Annotated in this window: 18 protein-coding genes; 6 read left to right on the plus strand and 12 right to left on the minus strand. The window is 72.5% G+C overall.

Annotated elements, in window-relative coordinates:
• Window positions 1–32 precede the first annotated feature (32 nt).
• The 6 genes from RIN75_RS18335 to RIN75_RS18360 all read right to left on the minus strand — a co-directional run bounded on the left by RIN75_RS18335 (window position 33) and on the right by RIN75_RS18360 (window position 12,280).
• Complete coding sequence (locus tag RIN75_RS18335) at window positions 33–6,107, minus strand: RHS repeat-associated core domain-containing protein (protein ID WP_309113165.1); 6,075 nt, start codon at window positions 6,105–6,107, stop codon at window positions 33–35.
• A gap of 195 nt (window positions 6,108–6,302) precedes the next feature.
• On the minus strand, window positions 6,303–7,256 hold the full coding sequence (locus tag RIN75_RS18340; RefSeq protein ID WP_309113166.1) for a succinylglutamate desuccinylase/aspartoacylase family protein: 954 nt from the start codon (window positions 7,254–7,256) through the stop codon (window positions 6,303–6,305).
• Entirely contained in the window at window positions 7,253–8,062 is an 810-nt protein-coding gene (locus RIN75_RS18345) for an ATP-binding cassette domain-containing protein (RefSeq protein WP_309113167.1), read from the minus strand. Before RIN75_RS18345 ends, RIN75_RS18340 begins: the two co-directional genes overlap by 4 nt.
• Entirely contained in the window at window positions 8,059–9,033 is a 975-nt protein-coding gene (locus tag RIN75_RS18350; protein ID WP_309113168.1) for an ABC transporter ATP-binding protein, read from the minus strand. Before RIN75_RS18350 ends, RIN75_RS18345 begins: the two co-directional genes overlap by 4 nt.
• Window positions 9,030–10,781 (minus strand): ABC transporter permease subunit, encoded by a 1,752-nt coding sequence (locus RIN75_RS18355; protein WP_309113169.1) that lies wholly within the window; start codon window positions 10,779–10,781, stop codon window positions 9,030–9,032. The genes RIN75_RS18350 and RIN75_RS18355 overlap by 4 nt, the downstream gene beginning before the upstream one ends.
• A gap of 5 nt (window positions 10,782–10,786) precedes the next feature.
• Window positions 10,787–12,280 carry an ABC transporter substrate-binding protein gene (locus tag RIN75_RS18360; protein ID WP_309113170.1) on the minus strand — a complete coding sequence of 498 codons (1,494 nt, stop codon included), beginning with the start codon at window positions 12,278–12,280 and terminating at the stop codon, window positions 10,787–10,789.
• A gap of 172 nt (window positions 12,281–12,452) precedes the next feature.
• Here RIN75_RS18360 and RIN75_RS18365 point away from each other — a divergent pair, with 172 nt between their 5' ends.
• From RIN75_RS18365 to RIN75_RS18375, 3 genes are read left to right on the plus strand one after another with little or no spacing between them, the layout of a single operon-like run.
• Window positions 12,453–13,949 (plus strand): ABC transporter substrate-binding protein, encoded by a 1,497-nt coding sequence (locus RIN75_RS18365; RefSeq protein WP_309113171.1) that lies wholly within the window; start codon window positions 12,453–12,455, stop codon window positions 13,947–13,949.
• On the plus strand, window positions 13,950–15,641 hold the full coding sequence (locus RIN75_RS18370) for an ABC transporter permease subunit (protein WP_309113172.1): 1,692 nt from the start codon (window positions 13,950–13,952) through the stop codon (window positions 15,639–15,641). It abuts the gene before it with no gap.
• Between the two features lie 9 nt (window positions 15,642–15,650).
• A complete protein-coding gene (locus RIN75_RS18375) occupies window positions 15,651–16,487 on the plus strand; it encodes an NYN domain-containing protein (RefSeq protein WP_309113173.1) in 837 nt (278 codons plus the stop codon).
• A 94-nt stretch (window positions 16,488–16,581) separates the two neighbouring features.
• On the opposite strand, the gene RIN75_RS18380 is transcribed toward RIN75_RS18375, so the two are convergent.
• Entirely contained in the window at window positions 16,582–16,956 is a 375-nt protein-coding gene (locus RIN75_RS18380; RefSeq protein ID WP_309113174.1) for a DUF4406 domain-containing protein, read from the minus strand.
• 48 nt (window positions 16,957–17,004) lie between these two features.
• Here RIN75_RS18380 and RIN75_RS18385 point away from each other — a divergent pair, with 48 nt between their 5' ends.
• Window positions 17,005–17,751, plus strand: coding sequence for a DeoR/GlpR family DNA-binding transcription regulator (locus RIN75_RS18385; protein ID WP_309113175.1), 747 nt, complete (start codon window positions 17,005–17,007; stop codon window positions 17,749–17,751).
• 60 nt (window positions 17,752–17,811) lie between these two features.
• Complete coding sequence (locus RIN75_RS18390; RefSeq protein ID WP_309113176.1) at window positions 17,812–18,399, plus strand: GrpB family protein; 588 nt, start codon at window positions 17,812–17,814, stop codon at window positions 18,397–18,399.
• Between the two features lie 167 nt (window positions 18,400–18,566).
• On the opposite strand, the gene RIN75_RS18395 is transcribed toward RIN75_RS18390, so the two are convergent.
• The 5 genes from RIN75_RS18395 to RIN75_RS18415 form a co-directional block, all read right to left on the minus strand.
• Complete coding sequence (locus tag RIN75_RS18395; RefSeq protein ID WP_309113183.1) at window positions 18,567–18,806, minus strand: hypothetical protein; 240 nt, start codon at window positions 18,804–18,806, stop codon at window positions 18,567–18,569.
• A gap of 289 nt (window positions 18,807–19,095) precedes the next feature.
• Window positions 19,096–20,313: a sigma-70 family RNA polymerase sigma factor gene (locus RIN75_RS18400; RefSeq protein ID WP_309113177.1), complete on the minus strand. Its 1,218-nt coding sequence runs from the start codon at window positions 20,311–20,313 to the stop codon at window positions 19,096–19,098.
• Window positions 20,297–20,656: a YciI family protein gene (locus tag RIN75_RS18405; protein ID WP_309113181.1), complete on the minus strand. Its 360-nt coding sequence runs from the start codon at window positions 20,654–20,656 to the stop codon at window positions 20,297–20,299. The genes RIN75_RS18400 and RIN75_RS18405 overlap by 17 nt, the downstream gene beginning before the upstream one ends.
• Before the next feature lie 112 nt (window positions 20,657–20,768).
• Window positions 20,769–20,942 carry a hypothetical protein gene (locus RIN75_RS18410; RefSeq protein WP_309113178.1) on the minus strand — a complete coding sequence of 58 codons (174 nt, stop codon included), beginning with the start codon at window positions 20,940–20,942 and terminating at the stop codon, window positions 20,769–20,771.
• Window positions 20,939–21,226, minus strand: a complete 288-nt coding sequence (locus RIN75_RS18415) for a methyltransferase domain-containing protein (protein ID WP_309113179.1) — start codon at window positions 21,224–21,226, stop codon at window positions 20,939–20,941. Before RIN75_RS18415 ends, RIN75_RS18410 begins: the two co-directional genes overlap by 4 nt.
• Between RIN75_RS18415 and RIN75_RS18420 the strand changes: the two genes are divergently transcribed.
• Window positions 21,200–21,382 (plus strand): hypothetical protein, encoded by a 183-nt coding sequence (locus tag RIN75_RS18420; RefSeq protein ID WP_309113180.1) that lies wholly within the window; start codon window positions 21,200–21,202, stop codon window positions 21,380–21,382. The two genes, RIN75_RS18415 and RIN75_RS18420, sit on opposite strands and share 27 nt — an antisense overlap.
• Window positions 21,383–21,719: the final 337 nt, after the last annotated feature.

A 21,719-nucleotide genomic window follows, 5' to 3' on the forward strand; every position in this document is an offset into this window, starting at 1 on the left:
GCCGTCCTGTCCCTCGCCACAGTCGACGATCTTCAGAACGTGTACCGGGCCTTGCTGCCTGAGCGCTTGGCCTTGGGCTTGGGGCGCGCCTTCGTGCGAGCCTTGGCCGCCTTCTTCTTCGCCGCCTGCCCGTTTTGGTGACCGACTCGGCTCCACTCCATGTCGTTGCCCTTGCTGACGCCCTTCTGGCATCGGCGACACTGCGAGAAGAGATCGTCACTGTTCTTACCGCCACGGCTGACCGGCACGGGGTGACCGATGGTCCGTTCGTTCAGCCGATGTTTGCCGCCGGTCTTGCTCTGCTTGGACGGGACCGTGCGATCGCCGCACGACCCGCAATACCCGGCACCGCTGTCGTGGACGTCGTCCCGCCGAGATTTGCTGACATCCTTGCGCTTACCACCCGGAGCGGGAGTCTTCAAACGTTTGCCGACGTGGGTTATCAACGGCTTGTTCCTGCCCTTCTGGGGGACGGGGAACTTCATTCTGGTCTTGACCGGTTTTGCGGTAGCGGCGGTCGTCCTGGCCGTCTGCGCCGCGCCCTTGGCCGCAGCGGTTTTGGCGGCGACCTTGCCGGTCACCTTCTTGGCCACCGCCATGCCGGCCTTGAGCAGCAGCTTCCCGCCGGGCACCAGGCTGGCCGCCGCGCCTGCGGCCATCTCCAGCGCCTTCTTCTTGTTGCCCAACGCGGCGTGGGCCGCGGCGCCCGCGAGACCAGCGGCCGTGCCGATCGGGCCCGGGATGTAGGAGGCGACCTCCGACACCGCGGCGACGACCTTCGCGGCCTTCTTCACCCAGCCCCACAGCAGGCCGTCCGGGTCGCTGAAGGTCAGCGGGTTGTTGTTGGAGTACAGGTAGCCGTGCAGCTGCTGCGGGTCGTCCTCGTCGATGATCGGGTCCACCGACAGGAACCGCCCGGTCTCCGGGTCGTACTCGCGCGCCCCGAGGTGGGTCAGGCCGGTCGACGGGTCCTCGGTGCCGCCGACGAAGCCGCGGTCGCCGACCCAGGCCGCCGGTTTCTCCTCGCGGTCCGCGCCGAACGGCAGGCGCAGCCGGTGGTGGGCGGTCAGGGAGTCCGCGTCCAGCGAGGTTTCGGCGGTGTCGTGGTGGTCGGTGGACAGCCACGTCAGCGACTCACGGGTGCGGACCGCGATGGTCTCCTCGTTGTGCTCGTAGTACCTCGTCGCGGTGACGAGGCCGACCTTGTCCGCGTGCAGTTCGGTGTCCCCGATGTACAGCGTGGTGCCGCCAGGGTCGCGGCGGATGAGCCGGTCGCCGTCCGCGTCGTAGGTGAACGACGTGGTCTTGTCGCCCTCCACCACCGACGTCACGTGGCCCTCGGCGTCGTAGGACAGGGTCTGCCCGCCGCGGGCGGTGACGTTGCCCTCGGCGTCGTGAGCGAAGGACCGCACGTCCTCGGGCGCGCCGGGCCGCGAGGTCCGCACGGCCGCGAGCTGCTTGGACCCCGGCCGCGGGTAGTCGTACGTGCGGGTGGTGTCGCCGGCGGCGCCGTGCCGGACCTCGGTGAGCCGGTTGCCGATCGCGTCGTAGGTGTAGGAGTGCCAGTACGGCGCGGGCCCGCCGAGCGCGTCCGCCCGCGGCTCCTCCTCGCACGACCACGGCGCGGTCCACGCCTCGGTCAGCCGCCGCAGGTGGTCCACGCGGAAGCACTGCGTGTCGACCGGCCGCCCGGAGGAGGCGTTGACCAGCTTGGTGACGTTGCCCGCCGGGTCGTACTCCAGCCTCCGGTCCACCACCGGGGTGGCGTCGTGCTCCTGGTACATCGCCGCGCCGACGAGTCGCCGCGTGCCGTGCTCGTACTCGAACGCCTGGACGGCCTGCTTGCCCGGCGAGCCCATGACGTACAGGCCGACCTCGCCGAGGTTGGTGCGCAGCGTCTGCTCGACGTAGGTCGACAGGCCGGTCAGCGAGTCGGCGTTGCCGAACCGGTCGTAGCCCTGCTCCAGCTTCTCCGCCGGCAGGCCGCCCATCGCCGGCAGCGACACCGAGGTGACCTGGTCGGCCGCGTTGTAGGTCAGCGTCGACTCGTACCGCCCCGCCAGCGGACCCTCCCGCGCCGGGACGGTGAGCGCGTTGCCGGTCGGTCGCCCGGCGTCGTCGTAGCCGAGCACCTCGTCCCGGTACGCCTGCCCGTCGACGAACCGGGTCTCCGCCACCGGCAGGCCCTTGCCGAGGGTGTCGAACGTCCACTCCAGCAGCTTCGTGCCACCCTCGTGCGTGGCGGTCTTGCGGCCCAGCGCGTCATAGGTGTGCGTCAGTGTGATGCCGCGCGAGTTGGTGCTGGTGACGAGTTGGTCCTCGTCGTCGTAGGTCATGGTGGACGTGCCCTGGTCGGGGTCGTCCACCCGCACGAGCCGCCCGCGCACGTCGTAGTGGTTGCGCCAGGTGTTGCCGGCGGGATCGGTGATGGTCTCCGGCTCACCGGCCTTGGTGAAGGTGTAGCGGGTGGCGTCGTAGTCGCCCGACGGGGAGCCGGACTTGTACTGCCGCAGCTCCACCACGCGGTTCTCGGCGTCCAGCAGTTCGGTGGTGGCGATGCCGCCCTCGGGCGGGTCCTCGCTCACCCAGTTGCCGCCGTAGGTCGTGGTCGTGCGCCACTTCTCGGTGCCGTCGACCAGCAGGGCCTCGACGACCTCGCGGCCCGCGCCGTCGTAGGCGAACGCGGTCTGCGCCGGGACGTCCTGGTCCGCGACGGCCAGCAGGTCGGTGCCCGGCGGGTCGGGGTTGTGGTAGGGGGCGTTGGTGCGCGCCACCCGGCCGTGGCTGTCGTAGCGGGTGTCGGTGACGACCCGGCCGCCGTCGGGCGCGGGTGCCTGGACCTGCCGCTCGCGCAGCAGCCCGTCGTAGAGGGTGTAGCTGCTGACCTGCCCGCCGTCACCGAGCAGCTTCTTCGCGACGACCGCGGAGGGTGCGTCGTCGCGCAGCAGGTACTCGAACTCCACGTCCGGCACGTCGTCGCGGGAGCGGCCGGGCTGCCACACCTTCGTCAGCCGCCCCAACGGGTCGTAGGACATCGTGGTGCGGCGGCCGTTCTCGTCCACTTGCTCCAGCGGGTCGCCCGTGGCGGGCCGGAACGTCGTGCTCTCGGTGTGCCCCAACGCGTTGGTGCTGGTCACCGAGGTGACCGGGCCGCCGACCGCAGGGGTGTAGGCCGTGGTCTCCTTGTTGCCCAGCGCGTCGAACTCCTCGACCTCACGGCCGTGCGCGTCGTACACCGACCGCTCGACGGTGCTGTACAGCGGGGTGCCACCGTCCCAACCGGACAGTTCCTCCTCGCGGGTCGGGTCGCCCTTGACCGGCTGTGCACCGAACTCGTCGGACCCGTCGTAGTAGGTGCGTTCGTCGGAGATCACGTCGCCCGGCGCGTAGTCCTCCACCGAGCAGTTCCGCGACGTCTTCACCACCCGCTTGGGGGTGGCGATCAGCCACACGTCGAGGTTGCGGGTGTACTCGACCCGCGTGCACGTGTCGTCGTCGGGGACGGCGAGGTCGCCGAGGTCCTCGGTGCGGACGTGCACGCCGTACCCGTCGTAGGAGTGCCGCTCCTCGGTCTCGCGGAACCCGCCGCCCGCCAACGCGGTGCGGACGTGGGTCTTCTTGACCTCGGTGACGTAGGCGGCGAGATCCCCGGAGGCGCGGTGGCGCACGGCGTTGGGGCCGATGACCTCCGGTTCGGTGATCTCGTGCACCACCACCGGTCCGCCGTCACCGTTGTAGGTGATCTCCTCGTAGGCGAAGCCGCGCAGCGCGGGCACGTCCCGGGTCGCGCCGATCGTGACGCTCTTGGTGGTGCCGTCGGCGTTGCGGTCGCCGTCCATGCCGCGGTGGAAGCGGTGCTCGACCAGGGTGCGCGGCTTCGCCGGTTCGCCCGTGCGGACCTTGACCGACTGGTAGCCGCGCCACTGGCCCCACGTCTTGAGTTCGTCGGGCACGAGTTCGGCGTCGTCGTGGTGCCACGCCGCGTCACCGGAGTACTCGTAAGAGGTGACCTCGTCCGGCGAGCCGCCGACCCGGTCGACCTCGCGGACCTCGGTCACCAGGTACTTGTGGAACCAGTCCAACACCGGCGCGGACGCACCCTGCGGCATCCAGTGAGCCGGGAAACACGACGTGCCGTTGACGTCCGCCGCCGGCAGCCCGCCGGGCGCGCACCCCACCGGCCCATAGGTGACGTCGATCCGCCCGCCGGTCTCCGTGTTGACCCGCGAGATCCGCCACTTGCTCATCCGCGGCTGCCCGTCGACCGCCTCGACCCGGTTGTCCCGCAACTGCCCGTCGAAGTTCACCTCCGGCATCGTGGCCGTGCCGTCGACGTGTCCAGTGTGGACGATCGACTCCAGCCACAGACTCGGGCTGGTCGTGTCGCCCGTCGACGGGAACAGGTGGTTCAACGTCCAGGAGTCGACATCCCGCAAGTTCGCACCGTCGCGCACCTGAGCCGTGATCTTCGCCAACCGCTTGGTACCGAAGAACACCGGAGACAGCCGCCCAGTGCACACACCGCCGTCACACTGCTGATCCCACGGAACATCCGGCCAATCCGCCGTAGTCGTGCGTTGGCAGGCGGAACCCGGCACGCACCGGTCGGCAGCCGTGAACACCACACGAGCCGCAGGCTCGGATTGACCCTCACGCAAGCCGTAGTCGATACGGTTCAGCTGGCCGCCACGCACGTACGGCGTGGCAAGGGACGCGGTGTTGTTGCGGCCGTAGTGATTGGTTTCCGTGTCGTAGAAGTACTTGACGATGTCACCGTGACGGTCCACCACCTGGTCGAGCATCCAGCGGTAGCCCTGTTGACACCACGACACACCGAACGACGCCGCCTTGCACGGCTCCCCGGCGTCATCGCCGAACACCGGCACCGTCCACGCCGAACGAGCATCGGCGCTGCGCCCGAACAAATACCGCGTGCCATCCGGAGCCGTGAGCTGCCAATACTCACCATCGTTGTCACCATTGGCAGCGCCGAACAACTGCTCCACACGCCAACCGTCGTCCTCCTCCGCCCGCCAGATCCCCTTCGTAGCGTCGAACACCAACTCGCCCGTCACACCGGGAAGCGAGACCACCGCATTAGCCGTCGCGTAACACAGATCCCCGGTACCGGCACACGAGGTGTACTGGCGCTCAATAAAGCCCGGCTGGAAGTCGAACCCGTCACCGATCCACGACGACTGGTTGTTCGTCGCGGCCGTCCGCCCGTCGATCCCGCCCGACGAGTACGACAGTGCGACCCTCGGCTCCGGACCCGGCACCGGCGGCAGATCCAGCGGATAAGCCCAGGTGAAGTCACCGGACTGGAGGCCCACCTCCCACATCGCCGAAGGCGACAACGACGTCGGCTTGAAGCTGCCCGCACTGCCGCTCGGCGTCGCCGTCACCGCGAACAACGGCGCAGGCTCCCGGCCCGCTCGCGCGTCCTCCGGGTCCTTGGCGCGGGGCGCTCCGGAGACCGTCACCTCACCACGGAGGTGCCCCGTCTTCAGGTCGTTGTGCGCCGCGACCGGTGTCCCGGTGACGCACTCGGGCCGCTCCGGAGCCCAGGCCGCGCACGCCGGCAACCGGACCAGCGCCAGCCGAGCCGCGTAATCACCGCCATAAGCGTGGCGGAAACCGGAGTAATCGACGTCCACGCTGACCGGGCCGGCCTTCTGCGCGGAGTCGGCCTGCCGGACGCGGAACAGCACGCCCTCCACGCCCGCCCGCTGCGCGGCGGACCGGTCCAGCACCTCCACCCGGACCCGGTCAGGCCCGTCCGCGGCGGCCGACACCGACACAGCCGTCTCGCCGACGCGCGCGGCGGTGTGGCTCACGGCGACCTCGGCGGTGCCCGCCTTCGGCCAGGACACCGCCGGGACGGACGTCACCGCGTGCTCGACCGCCGGATCGGCCGGCCTCGGCGACACCGGAACGCCGGTGCCAGGCACGGACTTGGTCCGCGGCACCGCCGGCCACCCCGGCAACGCCTGCTCGGCGACCGAAGTCGGGGCCGACAGGCCGCTCGCGGCGAGCGCGACGGTCGTGGCAGTGGCGACGACCAGGCGGAAGAGGGGTCTGCGCTGCCGTCGACGAGGAGAACGCATCCGCGGTCCTTCCCTGGGTACCGAGCGTGGGCAGGCGTTGCCCGGCCCAGGGAACCCCGCGCCGCACCGGCGGCGGCGATGTGCGCACGAACCCGAACGGATCCGAACACGGCCCGCTCGTCGGCGCGATGATCAGACCTGGCAGCGACGGCCCGCACAGCAGCACCGCCGGCCGTCACACCGGCGCGGGGCGGGTCAGCGGGGTGCGGCGATGGCGGCGAGGTCGGTGCCGGGGACGACGGTCAGGCCGTGCATGCCGTAGAAGACCCGGCCGGTGGCGGGCGCGTGGACCTCGTGGGTCGTGTCGTCGGCTGGGTCGGTGACGTGGCCGATGACCTGGCCTTCGGTGACGTCGTCCCCCGCCGTGACGGTCGGGTACCACAGGCCCGTGGCGGAAGAGGTGACGAAGCCGGCCCAGAGCCATTCGCGGGCCGGTGGGTACTCGGAGTCCTTGCCGTCCAGGACGTGGTCGAGCAGTCGGATCAGCGCGTCGACGACGCGCGAAGCCGCCCGCGGGTCGCGTTCGCCGAATTGGCCGGTCTCGATCAGGACGGCCGGGATGCCCCGGCGGACCGCCGCCGCGTGGCTGTTGCCGTCGTCGGCGTGCAGGCCCACGACCACGTCGTCGTAGCCGATGACATGTGCCATGGCCGCGGTCTTCGCGTCCAGGTCCGGGTCGCCGGTGAGCCGGTAGCCGACGAAGTCTTGCAGGAACTCGTCGATGCCGCCGGAGTGCAGGTCGACGTAGGCGTCCGCGCCGTCGACCACGTTGGCGAACAGCCACGCCGCCAAGCGCTCGGTGGGACCACCCTCGGGGTTGCCGGGGAAGACGCGGTTGATGTTGACGCCGTCGAGCGGGGACGTGCCGAGGCGTCCGCCGTAGGCGGCGGGTGGGTTGGCGATCGGGCAGAGGACGACCTGGCCGCGGATGTGCGCGGGGTCGAGCAGCGCCGCGAGGCGGTGTGCGGCCTCGATCCCGGTGAACTCGCCGCCGTGGACGCCGGCGGTGATCACCACGCGCGGGCCTGGCGTGCTGCCGTTGACCAGGGTCAGCGGGATGTCGGTGGTGAGGGTGCCGAGGTCGGCTCGGACGCTGCCGCGCACCTTGGTGCCCGGTGCGGCGGTCAGCGTGCCAACGACGAGGGTCATCGAGCCTCCATGCGGTTCGACGGCGGGAGCGGGTGGTCGGGTACGGCGGACAGCAGTTCGCGGGTGTGGTCGTGGGTGGGTGCGTCGCAGACCCGGCGGGCGGGACCGGACTCGACGATGCGGCCCCGGTGCAGCACCGCCACCCGGTGCGCCACGTGCCGGACCAGCGCGAGGTCGTGGCAGATGAACAGCTGGGCGAGCCCGAGTTCGTCCTGCAACTCGGTGAACAGGTTGACCACGCCCGCCCGCACCGACGGGTCCAGCGCGGTCACCGGTTCGTCGAGCACCAGCAGCTTCGGCTCGCTCGCCAGCGCACGGGCGATGCCGACGCGTTGGCACTGCCCGCCGGACAGCTCCGATGGCCGCTTCCGGGCGACGGACCGGTCGAGGTGCACGAGGTCCAGCAGCTCGGCCACCCGGGCGCGACCGGTCTCGGGGTCCCACCTGCCCTGGACGCGCAGCGGCTCGGCGATCGCGTCGAACACCGTCTTGCGCGGGCTGAGCGAGCCGTACGGGTCCTGGAACACCGGCTGGAAACCGCGCCTGAGCGCACGCAGCCCGCGTTCGTCCACAGTGGTCAGTTCACGGCCTTCGAAGCGGACGGACCCGCCTTCGGGCTTGCGCAGCATGAGGACCGCGGCGGCGGTGCTGGACTTGCCCGACCCCGATTCGCCGACCAGGGCGAGGGTTTCGCCCGCGGCCACGGTGAAGGAGATCCCGTCCACCGCCGTGACCTGTGGTGTTCGGCGTCCCCGTGCGGGGTAGCGGACGACGAGGTCCCGGACTTCGAGCACGGGCGCGGTCATGCCGTGATCCCCTCGAACAGGTCCGCGGTGCGCGGCGGCAGGTCGGCGAGCCGGTGGCAGGACACCCGGTGCCCGTCCCGCCACTCGACGCTCTCGGGCTCCCGCAACGCGCAGGTGTCGACAACCGCGGGACAGCGGGGTGCGAACGCGCAGCCAGGACCCGGGGAGCCGGGCGTGCCCGGAAGCACGGGCAGGTACCGGCTCGTCGAGTGCGGGGAGGGCAGTGAGGCGACCAGGCCGGCCGTGTAGGGGGCGCGCGGCTCGCGCAGGACCCGGTGGGCCGGACCGGATTCCACGTGCCGGCCCGCGTACACCACCAGGACCCGGTCGGCGCGGGCGGCGGCCACGGGGAGGTCGTGGGTGACCAGCACGACCGCCGTCCCCGCGCGCTCGCGGAAGCTGTCCAGCAGGTCCAGGATGCGGGCCTGCACGGTCGGGTCCAGGGCGGTGGTCGGCTCGTCGGCCACCACCAGGTCGGGGTCGTTGACCGTCGCCATGGCGATCACCGCGCGCTGGCGCATGCCACCGGAGAACTCGTGCGGGTAGGCGCGGGCGCGGCGGGCGGCGTCCGGGATGCCGACCCGGTCGAGCGCGGCGACGGCCCGCGCCAGCGCCTCCCTGCGCCCCACCCCGCGCACCGACCGGACGGCGAGGGCGAGTTGGTCCCCGATGGTGTGCACCGGGCTGAGCACCGACAACGCGTCCTGCGGCACGAAAGCGATCCGGCGTCCCCACAGCTTCCGGTACGCCGCAGCACCGACCAGGTCCTCGCCGTCGAACCGGATCCGACCGGACACGCGCAACCCGGCGGGCAGCAACCCGACCACGGCCCGCGCCGTGACGGACTTCCCGGCGCCGGACTCCCCCACCACGGCGAGCATCTCGCCCGCCGCGACGTCGAAGGACAGATCGCGCACCAGATCGACTCCGCCCGCGGTGATCCGCAGGTCGCGGACCTCCAGGAGGCTCATCGCGCACCAGCCCCTTCGACGATCGGCGTGCGGCGAAGCCCGGAACCCGCCCGGCCTCGCGTGGACAACGAGACCGCGAGGGCGGCGAGCAGCAGCAGCATCGCCGCCGGGGTGAGCGCGGCCAGCGGCGCACGTTCCACGTAGGGCAGCGACTCGGCGAGCAGCAGGCCCCACTCCGGTGCGGGCGGCTGCGCGCCGAGACCGAGGAAACCCAAGGACGCCAAGGCGAGCGCGATGATGGGCAGGCGCAGGACGGCGTGGCGGGCGACCGGCCCGGCCACCGACGGCAGCACGTGGCGCAGCAGGATCCACGACGGCGGCGACCCGATGGCGCGCAACGCCGTCACGTACGTCGCCGCGCGCGCCTCCTGCACCAGGGCCGCCGCGTGGGCCGCGAGCGGCGGCCAGGACACCAGGGCCACCGCCACCGACGCCCCCACGACGCCGGGGCCGAGCACGGCGGCGACCAGGATGCCCGCGATCACCGGGGGCACGGCGTTGACCGCCTCCGCCACGCCCGCCGCCGGACCCGGCACGAACCCCAGCACGATCGCGATCACGTACGAGCACAGGCACACCGCCACCGCCACGCCGAGCGTCGCCGCCGCGCCGTGCCCGACCCGGGCCAGGACGTCCCGGCCCAGCGAGTCGGTGCCCAGCGGGTGCGCCCACGAGGGACCCGCGAGGCGCGCGGCCACGTCCAGCCGCAGCGGTTCCCGCAGCAGCCCCGCGCCGACGACCACGGCCGGCACCACCGCGCACACGATCGGCACGACCCGCCCCGAACTGCCCCTGGTCGGCGCGGGCAGGGACAGCGCGGCGTCCCGCAACCCCGGCCCGAGCAGCCGGTGCCGGACCACCCCGGCCAGCGCTCCCGCGAGCACCCCCAGCAGCACCAGCGCGAGCACCGACGCCTGCAACACCGGCAGGTCCTGGGATTCCGCCGCGCCCAGGGCGGTGCGGCCGATGCCGGGCACCGCGAACACCGTCTCGACGGCCACCGCGCCACCGGTCAGCCCGACGACCACCAGACCGATCTGCGGCATCAGGGCAGGCAGCACTCGCCGCAGCAGCGCCCACGCGATCACACTGGGCGTGCACCCGGCGGAGCGCCACAACCCGACCCAGCGCTCCGCCACCACGGCGGGCAGCGCGTCGGCCACCAGCCGGCCCAGCACCGCGCCCGCCGGGACGCCCAGCGCGAGCGCGGGCAGCACCAGGTGCCGCGGTCCCGCCCAGCCGTACGGCGGGAACCAGCCCAGCCACACCGACACGACGATCAGCAGGATCGTGGCGACCAGGAACTCCGGCAACGCCGCCAGCGCCGCCGCCACGCCCCCGCCGGAACCACCGCGCAGCGTGCCCCGCGCCCCGCGCACGACCGTCCGCGCACACAACGCCGCCGCCGACAGCACCGCCACCACCATCGCCGCGCCCATCAGGGTCAACGAGACACCCAGCCCGGACAGCACCGACGGCAGCACCTCGCCGCCGCTGACCCACGACCGCCCGAGGTCACCGCGCGCCAGCCCGCCCAGCCAGTCACCCAGCAACTCCGCGGGACCGGCGTCCAACCCCAGTTCCCGCCGCACCGCCTCCAACGCCTCGGGCGTGGGCTCCTGTTCGGCGGACCGGGCGCGCAGCACGGACAGCGCCGCGTCCCGGCCCGACAGCCACGGCAACGCCCCCACCGCCGCGATGATCACGGCGAGCGCGCCGACGCGCGGCAGGAGCACCCCAACGCGCATGCCGCTCACTTCAGGCGGGTGGTCGCGGTGATCAGGAGCCGCTCGCGCGGGTCCTTGGCCGAGTCCGCCACCGTCGTCGCGTCACCTTGGATGACGCGCTCGTGCAGCATGGGGATCGCCGCGTCGGTCCGCAGCACCGCCGCCTCGGCCTCCAGGATCGCGGCGCGGCGCTGGTCACCGGCTTCCACGCCGGCGGCCTTGGTCACGGCCGCGTCGACCTCCGGCAGGCAGAGCTTGGCGATGTTGAACGACCCGTCGCAGGCGAAGTCCGACTTCAGGTAGGCGACGGGGTCGCCGGAGTCCAGCACCGTCGCCCGGGACAGGATGAACGCGTCGAACTTGCCCGCCAGCATGTCCTGTTCGATGTGGGCGTACTCGCGCACGACCTGGTTGACGACGAACCCCTTGTCCTGCAACTGCTGCTGCAACACCGACGCGACCTCGGGCAGCTCGGCGCGGTCGGTGAAGGTGGCCAGGGTGATGGTCACGCCCTTCGGGTCCGCGGCCTTCGTCCGCTCGCCCAGCGGTTTCCGGCCCTCGGCCGCCCACGGCAGCGCCGGTCCGAGCAGGCCGCGCGCCACGTCGGCGCGTCCCTCGTAGACGCCCCGCACGATCGCCTCGGCGTCGATGGCCTCGCGGACCGCGGCGCGCAGGGCGGGATCGGTGAACGGGCCGGACCTGGTGTTCAGGTACAGGGTGTTGGTGCGCGGCATCGGGACCTCGGTGATGGTCTCCCGGTCCAGCAGCGCCGCCTGGGACACCGGCACCGCTTCCGCGATGTGGGCCGCGCCGCTGCGGATCGCGGCGGCGCGCGCGGCGCCGTCCGGCACGAACGACACGTCGATGCCGGCCGCCTTGGCCTTCTCGCCCCAGTAGCCGTCGAAGCGGTCGAGCGTGGCGCTGGTGGTGCCGTTGAAGTCCACCAGCTTGAACGGGCCGCTGCCCGCGCCGACCGGGTTCACCTTGCCGTCCGGGGCGTAGGCGCGCTCGGCCAGGATGGACAGCTGCGGCGAGGACAGTCGTTGCGGCACAAGAGGATCGGGCACGCCGGTGGTGAGCACGACCTTGTCCCCCTCGGCGCGGACCTCCCACCGGACGCCGTCGAGGATGCGCGGCTTGGGCGTGGCGGCCATCGCCCGGGTCAGCGTGTTCGCGGCCACGGCGGAGGTCAGCGCGCTGCCGTCGTGGAAGGTCACACCGGACCGGATCGTGAACTCCCACGTGGTGTCCGACGTGCGGGTCCACTTCGTGGCCAGCGCGGGCAGCGCGTCGCCCTTCTCGTCCAGGGTCACCAGCGTCTCCGCCGTCGACCAGCGGGACAGCTTGAAGGCGTCGTCGCTGAACGGCGACAGCCCCGACCGCGGCGGCAGCATCATCGCGACCTTGATCCGGCCCGTGCCGGACGGGTCGTCGGTGCCGGTCGCCCCGGTCGCGAAACATCCGGTGAGGGCGAAGACGGCCACGAGTGCGGTGGCGCCCAAGAGCGTGCGGTGGTGCATGAGCCTGTCCCGGGGGTCGTCGAGGGTGGGGGACCCGGACCGTAGCTCATGACAATCATTTCCATCCAGATCGCAGCGGATCATTGAGATTTCAATCACCTAAGTGAGGTTTGGTGAGGCTTGCCTTATACGGTGTCGCCGCTCTGATCCTCTCCGCACGACAGGAACCACCATGCGCCCAACACCCACCGGCGTCGTCGCCGCGCTCGCCCTCATCCCCCTGCTGGCGGGCTGTTTCGTGTCGGGCGCGGGTGAACCGGACGGGTCGGGCGGACGGTTGCGGGTCGCCCTCGCCGTGCCTCCGGTGCAGGCCCTGTCGCCGTACAGCAACGACGCCACCGTGCTGAGCAAGCTCTCCGTCGCCGAAGGGCTCACAGCGCTGGGCGCGGACGGGACCGCCGTGCCCGCGCTGGCGCAGTCGTGGACCCGCAAGGACACCACGACGTGGGTCTTCGAGCTGCGCAAGGCGAAGTTCCACGACGGCACCGAGTTCACCGCCGAGTCCGTCGTCACCGCGCTCGGCCACGCCGCCGCCGCGAAGACCAAGCCCCGCGTCCTCAGCGACGTGACGCTGACCGCGAAGGCCGACGACGCCGACACCGTCACGATCACCACGAACACGCCCGATCCGGTGCTCCCGCTCCGGCTCGCCAGCCCCGCGCTGGGCATCTTCGCCGCCAAGGCCTACGCGCCGGACGGGACCGTCAGCCCCATCGGCACCGGAACCGGCCCGTTCCGGATCACCAACCTCACCGGCAAGGCCAAGGCCACCGCGGACCGCTTCGACGACTACTGGGGCGGCCGGGCGAAGGCGCCCGGGATCGACGTGACCTGGATCGCCGACGGCACCGCCCGCGCCAACGCCCTGCGCGCCGGCGAGGTCGACATCGCCGAGTGGATCCCCACCGCCCAGGCGAAGCTGCTGGACCCGGCCACCCGCCACGAGGTGCCCTCCGTGCGGACCGACAGCCTGGTCCTCAACACCGCCGGGCTGTTCGCCGACGAGTCGCTGCGCGCCGCCGCCCGGGCGGCCGTGGACGGTTCCGCGCTGGTCGGCTCGGTCTTCGGCGGGTACGCCGACCCGGCGCGCGGCCTGTTCGGGCCCGCCATCCCCGGCACGCGCGTCGAGGTGACCGGCCGTGCGAACGCCGCCACCGCCGCCGAGGTCCAGTCGAAGACCCAGGGCCGGACGCTGCGCCTGGCCGCCTACACCAACCGCGCCGAACTGCCCGAGGTCGCGGGCGTCGTCCAGCAGCAGCTGGAGAAGGCCGGGTTCACCGTGCGGCAGGACGTGCGCGAGTACACCCAGATGGAAAGCGACCTGCTGGCGGGCGGGTTCGACGCGCTGGTCTTCTCCCGGGTGACGCTGCTGGACACCGGTGACGCGGTCGCCTACCTCGCCAGCGACTTCGCCGGCACCGGCGTCTACAACCTGGCCCGCCTGAACAACCCCGCGGTCGACCAGGCCATCGCCTCCGCCGCCGGGGAGGACGACACCGCGCTGCGGCAGCAGAAGATCATGCGGGCCGAGGCGGAGGTCCTGCGCACGGACGCCGTCGTGCCGCTGGTCCACGAGAAGGTCGTGCAGGGCATCGCCACCGCGGTGGAAGGCGTGCGCCTCGACCCGCGCGAGCGCTCCCTGATCGACCTGAACACCCGCCTGAAGTAGATGAGCCGCACCACCGCGGGCGTGGGTCGGGGGGCCGCCGGGGCGGCCCTGCTGACCGTGGTCGCCCTGCTGCCCTGGCTGTCCGCGTCCGACCCCGCGCTCACCGTCCTGCGGACCCGGTCCGCCGACGGGGACCCCACGCCCGAGCAGCTGGCCGCGGTGCGGGCGCAGTTGGGGCTGGACGAGGGGCCGTTCACCCATCTCGGGCGCTGGCTGGGCGGTCTGTTCCGGGGCGACGCGGGCACCTCGTGGGTGTCGGGTGAACCGGTCCTGCCCAAGGTGGCCGGCGCCTTCGCGGTCTCGACCACGTTGGTGCTCGGCGCGCTCGTGGTCACGCTCGCGGTGGCCGCGCTGGTCGTCGCGCGCACCCTGCGCCTCGGTGGGGCGGTGCGGGCGGGTTCCGGGGCCGCGTTCCTCGCCGCGCTGCCCAAGTTCCTGCTCGCCTCGCTGCTGGCGACCGTGTTCGGGGTGTGGCTGGGCTGGTTCCCCTCCAGCGGCTGGGCGGGGCCGTCGTCGATGGTGCTGCCCGCCCTCGCGCTCGGCGTGCCGTCCGGGGCGGTGATCGGCGGCCTGCTCGACCACGCCCTGCCCGCCGTCTTCGCCGAACCGTGGGTGCGGACCTGGCACGCCTGCGGGATCGCCCCGGGCCGCATCGCCCTGCGCGCGCTGCGCGGCGCGGTGGCCGGGGTGCTCCCCCAGTTCCTGCCCACCGTCGTCGGCCTGGTCGGCGGCGCGGTCGCGGTGGAGAAGATCTTCAACATCCCGGGGCTGGGCCGCCTCGCCCTCGACGCCGCGGTTGCCCAGGACCTCCCGCCGCTCCAAGCCGCGACCCTGGCCCTGGTCCAGCTCGGCGTCGCCGCCGGTCTGCTCGTCGGGGTGCTGCGCCACGCCCTGCTCGGCCCCGCCCTGCGCGACGGCGGCCTGGTCGCCGCCCACCCACCGGCCCGCGCGCCCCAGCGCTTCCTGGTCTTTTCGTGCGGGCTGGCCCTGCTCACGCTCGTCGTCGCCGGACTGCTGCGCGATCCCCTCCACGTCGACACCGCCGCCCGCCTGCTGCCCCCGTCGCCCGCGCACCCGCTGGGCACCGACGCGCTCGGCCGCGACCTGCTGGCCAGGCTGGGCCACGGCGCGCTGCGCACCGCCGGGCTGGCGCTCGGCGTCACCGCCGTCAGCGTCGTGATCGGCCTGCTGCTCGGCATCGCGGGACGCGCGGCCGCCGGCCCGACCGAGGTCGTGTCGACGTTGCCGGCCGTCCTGATCGGACTGCTGACCACCGCCGTGACCGGACCGTCGGTGTGGGGCGCGGGAGCCGCGGTGTGCCTGATCGGCTGGACCCCCTACGCCGCCCAGACGGCCGCGTTGACGGAACAGGAACGGGCGAGCGGCCACATCCTGGCGTCGATCTCCTGCGGTGCCGGCCCGATCCACCTGCTGCGCCGCCACCTGCTGCCCGCCGTGCTCCCGGCCGTGGTGCGCAACGCTTTTCTCAGGTTGCCGACCACCGTCCTGGTGCTGGCGTCCCTCGGCTTCCTCGGCCTCGGCGAACAGCCACCCACGCCGGAGTGGGGGCGTCTGCTGGCGGAGAACCAGCCGTACCTCGAACTGGCCCCGTGGACCGTGCTCGCCCCCGCCGGCGCGCTCGTCCTGCTCTCCGTCCTCGCCGTGTCCGGTACCGCGGTGCGTCGGAGGTAGGGTGCGCGGGTGGGGAACGGCGGGCGGATCGGGGTGTTCTACGACGGCACCTGGTTCGCGTATTTGAGCGACTACTTCGCTTCAGTGCACCCTCGGGCCGCGCGGGTTTCGTTGGACGGGTTCCACGATGCCTTGCGCTGGTACGTGCACACGGTCGGCGGGTGGCCGTTGGACGAGTGCGTGGTGAGCGAGGCGCACTACGTCCGCGGGCGGATCGACACGCCGGCGGTGGCGTTCGACGCGGTGTTGGCGGCGGCCGGCGTGGTGCGGCACGACCTGCCGTTGCACTCGGGCAAGGAGAAGGGAGTGGACGTCCACCTCGCGCTGGAGGCGTGGGAGCGGGCGACCTCGGTGCCGTTGCAGTGGGTCGTGCTGGTGACCGGGGACGCGGACTTCGCGCCCTTGGCGTCCCGGCTGGTAACTCGCGGGGTCCGGGTGGTGGTGCCGGTGGTGGACGGCGGGATCGTCGCACCCGCGTGGATGCCCCGGACGGCCGCGCCGTTGCGGGCGGCGGCGTCTTTGACGCCCACGTTCGACTGGTTGTTCGCACCGGCCGAGCGTGAGGGCTACCCGTTGCGGGCGCCTTTCGTGCGGACGTCCGGGGGCGGGGCGTCGGTGGCGGGCGAGCCCAGGGGACGGCGCAAGGGCACGGTGACCGGGTGGAAGCCGGGGCAGACGCACGGTTTCATCACGGACACGCGCGGCGCGTCCTGGTTCGTGTCGCGCGACGACCTGCCAGACGGCTTGCTCGCGCTCCCGATCGGAACTCCGGTCTCCTTCTCAGGCCCCTCCACTCCCCCTGCCGGCCACAGGTACCCACGGGCGTATGCGGTGCAGGCGGAGTGATGACCACGGTGTCCACTTCGGACAGATGATCACCCGCGCACTCGTGAGGCGTTCGTTGAGGTAGCGGCACCTGCGGCCCACCGCATCGACCGCGTCAGGCCGCCCGGTAGCCGGGGATGTCCTCGACCCGTTGGTACACCGGCAATCCGCGCTCCCGCGCGATCCGCACGTCCTCGTCCGCGCCAACAGACTCGCCCGGCAGGCGCAAGACCGCATCGCAGTGCTGGAGGAGGCGTTGCGCGGTCGGGTACATGATGCCGTCGGCCACCGGGTCGGTCGGGGAGTCGCCGCCGGCGCCGCGCAGCACGGGCAGGGCCACCCACTCGCCGATCATCGGCACGTGCCCGCTGCGGAAGATCGGCCACGCGGCCTCCTCCAGGCGCGCCAGGTTGCGGGCCATCAACTCCGGGTCGTCGCCGGTGCCGGAGCGGTAAGGGCCGGCGATGAGGATCAGCATGGGCTTGGTCATGGCCGTACCATAACGTGCAGAACTCGGAACAAACAAGGAGGGCCAGGCATGCTCGCTGCCCAGCGCCGTGATCTGCTGCTCGAACGGCTGCGCGTCGACGGCCGGATCGTGGCCAAGGACCTGGCCGCCGAACTGGGCATGTCCGAGGACAGCATCCGCCGCGACCTGCGCGAACTGGCCGCCGCCGGGTTGTGCCAGCGCGTCTACGGCGGTGCGCTGCCGGTCTCGCCCGCCATCGCCGACTACACGACCCGGCAAGAACTGGAAACTTCGGGCAAGCAACGGGTCGCCGCCCGCGCCGCCGCCCTGCTCGAACCCGGCACCACCGTGATCCTCGACGGCGGCACGACCACCCTCGCCGTCGTCCACGCCCTGCCGCCGGACTTCCCCGCCACCGTGATCACCCACAGCCCCACCATCGCGAGCGCCCTGGTCGACCACCGCGAGGTGGAGGTCTACCTGATCGGCGGCCGGCTGTTCCGGCACTCGATGGTCACGTGCGGCGCGGCGGCCGTCGAGGCGGCACAGGGGCTGCACGCCGACGTGTTCCTGCTCGGCGTCACCGGCGTGCACGAGAAGCTGGGCCTGACCACCGGCGACGCCGACGAGGCAGCCATGAAACGCGCCCTCTCCCGCCAAGCCGCCGACACCTACGTGCTGGCCAGCTCGGAGAAGATCGGCACAGCCTCCCGCTTCTCGGTGCTGCCCATGGCCGACGTCGCCGCCGTGATCACCGACGCGCCCGCGACCAACCCGACCCTGAGCGCCCTGGACGTCCCCCTCATCCACGCCTGAGTTCAAAAACCCCAAGAAACGCGGTCGCCCGAACGGGCGGGGGTCGCTAGGTTGCGGCGGGTGCCCAGCTTCGAGGAGATCACCCGCCACCACGATCCCGACCGCGACGAGAACCCCTGGGTGCAAGGACCTCCCCCGCCCACGTCGGTGTCCCTGACCCCCTACAACCCGCAGTGGCCGCAACGCTTCCAGGCCCTGGCGGCGGACATCCGGGCGGCGCTCGGGAACCGGGCGCTGGAGGTCGACCACATCGGGTCGACGTCGGTGGAAGGGTTGGCGGCCAAGGACGTCATCGACATCGACCTCGTCGTGGCCGATCCCCGCGACGAGGACGCCTACGTGCCCGCGCTGGAACGCCTCGGCTACGTCCTCCAGATCCGCGAACCGTCCTTCCACGAGCACCGCGCCCTGCGCCTCGCCGACCCCGCCGCCAACCTCCACGTCTTCGGCCCCGACTGCCCCGAGGTCATCCGCCACCGCATGTTCCGCGACTGGCTGCGCACCCACCCCGAGGACCGCGACCGCTACCAGGAAGCCAAGCAGGCCGCCATCCCCGGCGGCGGCAACGTCATGGACTACAACCGGCGCAAGGAAAACGTCATCCGGGACATCTACGACCGGCTCTTCCGCGCCGCCGGGATGCTCTGACCCTTTTCCGTACCGGTCCGGCACCAAAGCGGACCGGTACCGAAGGGACCGGTGGGGTCGGCGCCGCCGGGTCCGGCGACGAAGCCGTCGAGGGTCGAGGCGGCGTAGTACACCAGCTTGCGCACCTCTTGATCCTTGCGTCGACCCTGATCGAACTGGGCGCGGGCTCAGCCGTCACCCTCCTTCTTGCCCTTCTCCTTGTCCTTCTTCCCCTTCTCGTCCTCCTTGCCACCTTCCAAGCGTTGCGAGGACACCAGTTCGTCCGCGTCGATCAGCAGCCCGCCGTCGCGCGCGATCAGCCGCAGCCGTTGTGTTTCCCGCACCCGGCCACGTTCTTCGGCCTCGTGGTCGACACCCACGGTCACCACGTCCGGCCCGGTCGCCTGCGGCGGCGACGAGATCCGCAACTCCTTGACCCACTTCCAGAACTCCTCGTTGCGCGACCTGCGCCATCGTCGGACGGGCCGCCGGGTCGGTGCGCAGCATGTCCAGTGAGCGCGACCGTCCGCCCCAGCTGCTCGTCGAACGCCCGCCACACCACCCCCATCCCGCCGACGCCGATCCGCTCGACCACGCGGTAGCGCCCGGCGACCAGGCCACCCACCTCCGCCACCGGCTTCTCCGTCCCTTCGGGCACCCCTGTCGAGTAACCCCTCCGCACGGCCCCCAACCGTGGCCGCAACCCGTTGACCGGGGTTACCGTGCGCCCCGGCCGCCCTGTTCCAGGAAGATCCGTTCGGCGTCGGTGGGTGCGGCGGCTGCGGCGCGGGCGTACGCGGCGGCGGCTTCCTCGGGGCGGGACAGGCGGCGCAGGAGGTCGGCGCGGGTGGCGTGGTAGGCGTAGTAGTCGGGGAGGTCCAACTCGTCCACCAGGGCGAGGGCGGCGGCGGGTCCGTGCACCTCGGCGACCGCGACGGCCCGGTTGAGCGCGACGACCGGGGTCGGTGCGAGGGCGAGCAGGTGGTCGTAGAGCGCGAGGACCTGCGGCCAGTCGGTCTGCTCGGCGGTCGGGGCGTCGGCGTGCACGGCGTTGATCGCCGCCTGGACCTGGTACGGGCCGGGCCGGTCACGCCGCAGGCACGCCCGGACGATCTCATGGCCCTCGTCGATCAGCGCAACGTCCCAGCGACGGCGGTCCTGGTCGCCCAGCGGCACGAACGAACCGTCCGGCCCCGTGCGCGCCGCGCGCCGGGACTCCACCAGCAGGACGAGCGCGAGCAGGCCGGCCGCCTCGGGTTCGTCGGGCATGAGCCCGGCGAGCACCCGCGCCAGCCGGATCGCCTCGCCGCACAGGTCCACCTGCCCGCGCCCGGCCAGGCCCGCGTTGTAGAGCAGGTAGAGCACGCCCAGCACGGCGTGCAGTCGATCGGGCAGCTCCGCCGGACCCGGCGTGCGGTACGGGATGCGGGCGGCCTTGATCTTGCGCTTGGCGCGGACCAGGCGTTGCGCCATCGTCGGCTCCGACACCAGGAACGCGTCCGCGACCTGCGCGGTGGACAGACCGCCGAGCAGCCGCAGGGTGAGCGCCACCCGCGCCTCCAGCGACAACGCCGGGTGGCAGCAGGTGAACATCAGGCGCAGCCGGTCGTCGGGCACGGTGTCCACGTCCTCCTCCACCGGGTCGTCGGGTGCCGCCAGCAACGCCGCCTCGCCGAGCAACTGCCGGCCGCGCGCCTCGCGGCGCAACCGGTCGATGGCGCGTTTGCGCGCGGTGGTGGTGATCCAGCCGCCGGGGTTGGGCGGCAGGCCGTCCTGCGGCCACTTGCGCACGGCGACCGCGAACGCCTCCTGCACCGCGTCCTCGGCCACGTCGATGTCGCCGAACCACCCGATCAGCGCCGACACGGACCGGCCGGACTCCGCGCGGAAGATCCGGCCGACCGCGGCTTCGTCGACGTCAGGCTTGCGGTTCATCCGCGAACGCCGCGAACGGGCGCACCTCGACCGGCACCCCGATGCACTCGGTGACCCTGGCCGCCCACCCCAGCGCCGCGTCCAGGTCGGCGGCCTCCACGACGTAGAACCCGCCGAGGTGGTCCTTGGTCTCCGCGAACGGCCCGTCGGTGGTCAACACCTCGCCGCCCGCGTACCGCACGACCGTCGCCGTGTCCGACTCGTGCAGACGCCCGGAGAACACCCACGCCCCGGCCTGCGCCATCTCGCGCTCCACCACACCCAGCCGTGCGTACGACTCGCGCGCCTGCTCCTCGTTCACCGGCTCGCGCACCTGCCCCTCACGGCTGTACGCGGACAACATGTACCGCACCGAGACCACTCCCCTCACGCCGGGCGGGCACTTCCCGCATCCTCACCCCACTACGAACGGGCCGCACCCATATCGACACCCGGACCGGAGATTTTTCGGTGCGTCAGGACCCCTTCCGACCCTGCCACGCCTTCCCCGCCGCCACGCCGAGCGGCACGTGCCCGGCGAGGCCGAGCAGCGCGACGGCCAGGCCGGCCAGGTAGCCCAGTCCGATGTGGACCGCCAACCCGACGACGACCGCCAGCCCGAGCACGACCCGCCCGACGTGCCGCCTCACGCGCTCTCCGCGCGGACGCAGTGGAAGAACGCGCCGACCTGGTGGGTCGAGGTGACGCGGAACCCGGCGGCGGTCATCATCGGCGCGATCCGCTCCACCGGGTTCGCGCTCATCGCTTCGCCGGTGACCATGTGGACGAAGTGCCGCCCCAGCCTCCCGCGCGGCGGGCGGAAGTCGGCGATCAGCGCGCGTCCGCCCGGCTTGAGGACGCGGCGCATCTCGGCGTACGCGGTGGCGCGGTGCTCCTCGGGGATGTGGTGCACGGCCAGCGCGGAGACGACCACGTCGAACTGCGCCCCGACCTGGACCTCGACGCGGCGGCGTGGTGGCTGCTGTCCGTCCTCGCCTCGCAGAAGTTCCGCCGCGCCACCGCTCCCGACTCCGACGCCGTCGAGGCCCGGCTGGCCGAGAGCACCCTGGCGTTCCTGCTCGACCGCTGAGATCCAGACTCGACTCGACCACCGGCCGGGCGTGGGCGGACCTGTTGCTGCCGCTGGTGCCGCCGCCGTCGTCCGTCGCGGACCTGTGGGTGCGGCACCGGCAGCCTGTCCATGCTGCTCGCCGAAGCCGGCCACCACGTGCGCGGCCTCGGCCTATCCCCGCGCACGGTCGAAGCCGCTGCGGCCCGGTCAGCACCCGGTGATCGCCCTCGCGATCAGAAGTACTGGCAGTGGTCCGCGGGGATGGCCTTCTCCTCCAGGAACCACAGGGCGTCCACGATGCCCGAGGCCTCGGGCAGCAGGTTCGCCTCGTCCACGTGGAAGGTCTGCGCCGCCG

The organism is Saccharothrix sp. (assembly GCF_031180885.1).
Taxonomy (GTDB): Bacteria; Actinomycetota; Actinomycetes; order Mycobacteriales; family Pseudonocardiaceae; genus Actinosynnema.